Annotated in this window: 6 protein-coding genes; all 6 read right to left on the bottom strand. The window is 64.4% G+C overall.

Going from position 1 to position 6,199, the window contains the following annotated elements:
• A partial coding sequence (locus QOC89_RS20975; RefSeq protein ID WP_323046772.1) for an NIPSNAP family protein occupies nucleotides 1-124 on the bottom strand: 124 nt, incomplete at its 3' end.
• A gap of 80 nt (nucleotides 125-204) precedes the next feature.
• Nucleotides 205-870: a carbon monoxide dehydrogenase subunit G gene (locus QOC89_RS20970; RefSeq protein WP_323046771.1), complete on the bottom strand. Its 666-nt coding sequence runs from the start codon at nucleotides 868-870 to the stop codon at nucleotides 205-207.
• 9 nt (nucleotides 871-879) lie between these two features.
• A complete protein-coding gene (locus QOC89_RS20965) occupies nucleotides 880-1,761 on the bottom strand; it encodes an NAD(P)-dependent oxidoreductase (protein WP_323046770.1) in 882 nt (293 codons plus the stop codon).
• Between the two features lie 14 nt (nucleotides 1,762-1,775).
• A complete protein-coding gene (locus QOC89_RS20960) occupies nucleotides 1,776-4,130 on the bottom strand; it encodes a xanthine dehydrogenase family protein molybdopterin-binding subunit (RefSeq protein WP_323046769.1) in 2,355 nt (784 codons plus the stop codon).
• Entirely contained in the window at nucleotides 4,123-4,611 is a 489-nt protein-coding gene (locus tag QOC89_RS20955) for a (2Fe-2S)-binding protein (protein WP_323046768.1), read from the bottom strand. The genes QOC89_RS20960 and QOC89_RS20955 overlap by 8 nt, the downstream gene beginning before the upstream one ends.
• Nucleotides 4,612-4,614: 3 nt before the next feature.
• Complete coding sequence (locus QOC89_RS20950; protein ID WP_323046767.1) at nucleotides 4,615-5,490, bottom strand: xanthine dehydrogenase family protein subunit M; 876 nt, start codon at nucleotides 5,488-5,490, stop codon at nucleotides 4,615-4,617.
• Between the last annotated feature and the right edge of the window lie 709 nt (nucleotides 5,491-6,199).

Raw genomic sequence — 6,199 nt, 5'->3', positions numbered from 1 at the left:
TGCCCGAGTCTTTAGTCCAGCAGCCCTTGAGCCGTGCGTACTGACTGATGATCTCGAGTCCCTCGCGCTCGTAGATTTGCAGAAACTCGCCCACCTTTCCTGCGGTAATCTGATACGTACGCATTTCCACCAGCATGATTGCCTCCTGTTGCGAATCAACCGCTTACAAAACGACGCGTGCCAGGCACACTGTCGCGCGAACCGTCAGCCCGCGTGCCCAATCAGAAATCCAACCAGCAAGCCGAGCAGACCCGAGCCCGCACCGACCAGCCAGACCCGCAGCCCCGCTGTCGGACCAGGTTTGGGCGTGACGGCGGACGGCTTCGTCTCGCCCTGCACCCGAGCTTGCTCGGCGCCGGTCAGCGGCGCGTTGTCCGGCTGGGTTTGCGGCGCCGGCTCGAGGTCCTGGATAGCGTCCGCAGGCGCCGTCTCTTTTTCGATGTGCGCCTTCAACGCGCCAAAGAAGGTCTCGAGATTCTTGCCCGCCGCGGACTGAATCAGGCGCGACCCCACGCTCATCAGCTTTCCGCCGATTTCGACGTCCGCGTCGTATGCGAGCACGGTCGTCTCGCCTTGCGGTTCGAGTTGCACGCGCGCAGTGACCTTGGCAAAACCAACCGCGCCCGCGTTGCCCGAGCCGACAATCGTGTAAGCCCTGGGTGGATCGAGATCCGACAGCTCCACGTTGCTTTTGAAGGTCGCCGCCACCGGACCGACGCGAATCTGCACGGTCGACTCGAAATGCCGCTCGTCCAGCATCGCGAGCGATTTACACCCGGGCAGACACGCCTCCAGCACGGCAGGATCGTTCAGCGCACGCCACACGGCTTCGGGTGGCGCGGGGAGAATGCATTGATCAGCTAGCTTCATGGCCGCTCCTCAGCGCTCGTAGAGCTTGAAGAGCGCCTGGGTTCCGTTCCGTGTGAAGCCTTGTTCAGCGAGCTTCTGATAAAGACCGCGCACCAGGTCCAGACCCGGCAACTCACGTCCCATATGAGTGGCTTCCTCGTGCGCAATCCGCATGTCCTTGATGAAATGCTCGATAAAGAAGCCCGGTGCGAAATCACCCTTGGCGATGCGCGGCCCCAGGTTATTCAACTGGAAGCCACCCGCCGCGCCGCCGCCGATTGCGCTCAATACGGTCTGCGGATCCAGTCCGGCGCTGTGCGCATAGGCCAGGCCTTCGCACACGCCGAGCATCGTCGATGCGATCACGATCTGGTTGCACAGCTTGGTATGCTGACCCGCGCCCGGTCCGCCTTGCAGCACGATGTTCGTGCCGAGGCAGCGCAGCATCGGCTCGACGCGCGCGAGCGCATCGGCCGCGCCGCCCACCATGATGGACAGCCGACCCTCGCGCGCGCCGATATCGCCGCCCGAGACCGGCGCGTCCAGCATGTGCACGCCGCGAGCGGCTGCATGCGCGGCGAGCTCTTCGGCCAGTTGCGGGCTCGAAGTCGTCATGTCGATCAGCACGGCATCGGGTCGCGCGTTCGCGATCAGACCGTCGTCGCCGAGGTACAGCGCGCGCACGTCGTCCGGCGTACCGACGATCGTGACGACCACGTCGGATGCTTGCGCGAGCGACTTCGGCGTGGCATGCCAGGAGGCGCCCGCCTCGATAAGCGGCTCGGCCTTCGCACGGGTACGGTTATAGACATGCAGCGGATAGCCGGCCGCAGCGAGTCGCGCCGCCATCGAGGCGCCCATGATGCCGAGACCGATAAAGCCGACAGCGGGTTTGTTTGCAGATTGATTCATGATTGTTGATCCAGTCAGAGTTTGTCGCGCAGCAGGTCGCGCAAGAGCATGGGAGTCAAAGGATGACGGTCCGCCACCACGCCGAATGGCGCCAGCGCGTCGTTCACGGCGTTGGTCAGGGCGCCGAGCGCGCCCATCACGCCGCCTTCGGCCATCCCTTTGATGCCCGCCGCCGTCGCGCGACTAGGTGTATGCAACGGGATGAGTTCGAAATTGGGTAATTCGGTCGACGTGGCGATCAGATAGTCGGCCAGCGAGCCGGTCACGTTCTGTCCCGTTTCGTCGTAGCGCATATGCTCGAACAACGCGCCGGACAGCCCCATCGCCACGGCGCCGTGTTGCTGCCCTGTCACCACGGTGGGATTGAGCAGCGTGCCGCAGTCTTCGGCGATCACGTAGCGCGCAAAATGGATCGCACCGGTGGCCACGTCCAGTTCGATCTCGCAGCCGTGCGTCGAATTCGAGTAGGTCATCGGCGGCGGATCGTAAGTCAGGTGGAACTCGAGGCCAGGCGTGAGGCCTTCGGGCAGCGCAGTAGGATCCATATAGGCACGCCGCGCCACGTCGGCGAGCGTCAGGCCCGTGTCGACCCACGCGTCGCCGCTACGGCGCTCAATACGCGCATCGACAAGTCGAAGCGCGTCGCTATCAGGCAGGTCGAGACAACCGGCGGCAATAGCGAGCACCTTGCGGCGCGCATCGAGCGCGCACAGATAAAGCGCGCCGCCGCCCGCCGTGCCGCTGCGGGCGCCCCGGCTGCCCATCCCGTAGGGCGCGATATCCGTGTGACCCATCAGAATTCGCACGCTCGACGGAAGCACGCCCAGGCCTTCGGCCACCGCATTGGCCATGGCGCTTTCGTAGCCCTGTCCGCTGGGGCCGAGACCCACCGACGCGTTCACGACGCCGCTCGGCTCGATCCGGATCCAGCTTGCCTCGTGACCCGAGCCCGGAATGCCGGCTGATTTATAGAAGCGCGAGCCGTAGGTGGTCGGCTCGACCACATTGCACAGGCCAAGCCCAAGATAGCGGCCGGCCGCCCGCGCGGCCTGCTGGCGGGTGCGAAACGCGTCGTAATCGAAGGCTTTCAGCACCGCCTCGAAGGTCTGCGACGGCGTGATGTCGGCCAGCAATTCGCCGGTGGCCGTGCGGTACGGCAGTTCTTCCGGCATCAAGAGGTTGCGGCGGCGCACCTCGACCGGATCCAGCTTCAGTTCGCGCGCGATCGCTTCCATCGTGCCTTCCATGACCCAGCTGGTGATGGACATCGGCGCGCGCATGGGGGCATTGCCGCATTTGTGACTGAGCACGACCTTCACGTCGAACGCGTAGTTGTGCAACCGGTACGGTCCGCTCAACACCATCGCGACGACGCGCGCGAGGTAATTTGCCGGAAAGAAGCAATACGCGCCGAAGTCTTCGCGCATCTCCAGATCGAGCGAGAGCAGCGTGCCATGCTCATCCACCGCGGCGCGCGTACGGCAAAAGTCTTCGCGCGAATTGGCCGCCGCGGTCAGGTTCTCGAGACGGTCTTCGCGCCAGCGCACCGGCCGCTTCAGATGACGCGCGAGAGCAGCCACGGTCAGCTCTTCGCGGTACAAGGCGATTTTCTGGCCGAACGACCCGCCCACATCAGGCGAAATCACCGTCACCTGCGACTCGGTAAGCCTGAGCCGTTGCGCGAGCTGAGTGCGCAAAGGATGCGGCACCTGGGTGCCGATGTGGAACGTCAGGTGGTCGCGCCCGGCATCCCAGACTGCTGCGCAACCGCGCGTCTCGATGGGCACATGGGTCTGCCGCTGCTGCTGGAAAGTCGCCTCGACCACGCGGTAAGCCTGCCGGGTCGCGCTCTGCGGATCGCCGTTCGAGTACGTCTGGTGCGACACCAGGTTGCCGGGCACGCCGGGGTCGACTTGCGCGGCATCGGCTTCGAGTGCCTGCCACATGTCGGTCACCACAGGCAGCGGCTCGAACTCGACCATGACCTGTTCCGCCGCGTCTTCCGCGAGATAGCGGTCGGTCGCAACCACACATGCCACTAGATCGCCCTGAAAGCGCACGATGTCGGTCGGCATCGTCGCGAACTCGACCGGCAGCAAACCATCGATCGGCGGGGCAACCCGCATCGGCGTGGTCCACTGCGCCAGCTCCCGTCCAGTGACGATGGTCACGACACCAGGCATGCCGGCCGCCGCCTCGGTAGCCACCGAAACGATTCGCGCATGCGCATGCGGCGAACGCACGAAGCTCACGTGTAGAGCGCCCGCGATTTCGATATCGTCGAGATACCGGCCATAGCCCGTCAGCAGCCGATAGTCTTCGGTGCGCGGCAACGCCTTGTTGAGGTAGCGAAACGTCGGCTCAGACATCGGCGGTCTCCCCACGCATCCGCTCAGCCGCAAGCAGGATCGCCCGCACGATGTTCTGGTACCCAGTGCAGCGGCACAGGTTGCCGGACAGCGCGTCGCGCACCTCGGCCTCGGACGGGTTGGGGTGCTCGCGCAGATAAGCCTCGAAGGTCATCACGATGCCCGGCGTGCAAAAGCCGCACTGCAGGCCATGACACTCGTGCAGCGCCTGCTGCAGCGCAGAGAGTCGGCCATCCTGCGCGACGGATTCGATCGTGGTGATCCGCACTTCGTCCATCTGAACGGCGTAGACGAGGCACGAGCGCGACGGACGGCCGTCGAGCAGCACAGTGCATGCGCCGCAGACGCCGTGCTCGCAGCCGACGTGCGTGCCGGTCAGACGGCAATCTTCACGAAGCACATCGGAAAGGAGCTTGCGATCTTCGCAATGCACTTCGTGACGGGTGCCGTTCACAGTGAGATAAATCGTGTTCTTTTCCATGACTCAATTCGAGGTCGTGCGGACCGGCTGCGTCGCGCGTTGCAACGCGCGCGCCGTGAGCGCCTTGACGAGATCGCGCCGGTAAGCGGCGCTGATGTCCGGTTGATCGTACGGATCGATAGCGCCGGCCGCTGCGTCGGCGATTGCGGCAAGGGTTGGCGCATCGACTGGCGCGCCGGCGAAGCTCGCGGCGAGTTCGTCCAGCACCAGCGGGGCGTCCGCCACACCGCCAAGGCCAATGCGCAGGCTGGCGAACCGGTTGCCGTCGAGCACAGCGGTGAGTGCGCAAGCCGCAATCGCGAAGTCGCCGTGCCGCCTGCTGAAGATTTCGAATGCGTGCCGCTCGCCCGGGCGTGCCACCGGGAAATGCACGGCTCGAATGATTTCTTCAGCAGCGAGATCGGTCGTCATCACCGCAATCAGGAACGCCGCGGCCGGCACCTCACGGCCGCCGTCCGGCCCGACGATCTCGATGCGCGCACCCAGCGTGCTGGCGATGAGCGGCATTTGCGCAGCAGGATCCGCATGCGCAAGACTGCCCCCCAGCGTGCCGCGCTGACGGATCGCGTAGTGTCCAATCGTCGCGGCCGCATCCGCGAGCAACGGGCAAGCGGCGCGCACCGTGCTGCTGGTGGCCACTTCGTGATGGCGCGTCATCGCGCCAACGGATAGCGACTCACCCGCAAGCGTCACGCCGCTGAGTTGCGGCAATGCGTTGAGGTCGATCAGATGGGCCGGCTGCGCAAAGCGCATGTTCATCATCGGGGCGAGGCTTTGCCCGCCCGCGATGACTTTGGCGTCGAAGCCGTGCAGCGCGAGCAGCGACAGCGCATCTTCAAGCGTGTGAGGCCGGTGATACGAAAATACCGCGGGTTTCATGCGTTCTGCGCCTTCAGGGTCACACCGCTCGTCTGATCGAAAGGTGCAGACGGCGGCGGTTGATCGGCAGGGTCACGCGTTCACCGACCTTGCAGGAACGCTCCTTGCCGATACGAAAAAACATCGACTGCCCGAACGATATCTGCAAGAAAACAAATCGTCAATTGACGACATATTATTTTAGCTAAAAAATTTTTGTCTGCGGCTTCTGCCGGGCTCCCGAGCACATATCACTGTTTTACCGGACATTTCCGTCATTTCATCCGACGAATTCCTCCGTTCAATCGCCGAGCCCGTGATCGTCAATCGACGATAGATCTGGATAAACTCGATACCCGGAGGCACGGTGCGAAAGCGATGTGGGGGAATTCTGCAGGGATCGGGCACGCGCAGAGGGCCGCGCACGGCGGACGCACGTGAGTCGCAGGCGCGACGAAGGCGGTTCGATAGTGATGTGCGCGGATCTGCCGAGTCCGCCTGACTGGCAGACTGCGCAGCCCGCCAAGCTCAGGCGGGTTCCGGCGCCCACAGCAGTGAAGGCATGCAGCGCAGGACGCTCAGGCGTGCATCGCAATCACTGCGTCGGAAGGCACCGTGTTGCCGTTCGAGTCGATGGGGCTCGCGTTGCCGAATCGAGGGTGTCCTCGCGGGCATCGTGCAACGCGTGACTGCTTTGCTGCATCGCCGCGTGACCCAACCGCGGCCGAAC

Source organism: Paraburkholderia sp., assembly GCF_034668105.1.
Lineage (GTDB): Bacteria > Pseudomonadota > Gammaproteobacteria > Burkholderiales > Burkholderiaceae > Paraburkholderia.
This window is presented reverse-complemented; position numbering and strand designations above follow the sequence as displayed.

Bases quoted from the DNA above. Each gene is read 5' to 3' on its own strand.
- QOC89_RS20970 (WP_323046771.1), bottom strand. From the start codon at position 870: ATGAAGCTAGCTGATCAATGCATTCTCCCCGCGCCACCCGAAGCCGTG.
- QOC89_RS20965 (WP_323046770.1), bottom strand. From the start codon at position 1,761: ATGAATCAATCTGCAAACAAACCCGCTGTCGGCTTTATCGGTCTCGGC.
- QOC89_RS20960 (WP_323046769.1), bottom strand. From the start codon at position 4,130: ATGTCTGAGCCGACGTTTCGCTACCTCAACAAGGCGTTGCCGCGCACC.
- QOC89_RS20955 (WP_323046768.1), bottom strand. From the start codon at position 4,611: ATGGAAAAGAACACGATTTATCTCACTGTGAACGGCACCCGTCACGAA.
- QOC89_RS20950 (WP_323046767.1), bottom strand. From the start codon at position 5,490: ATGAAACCCGCGGTATTTTCGTATCACCGGCCTCACACGCTTGAAGAT.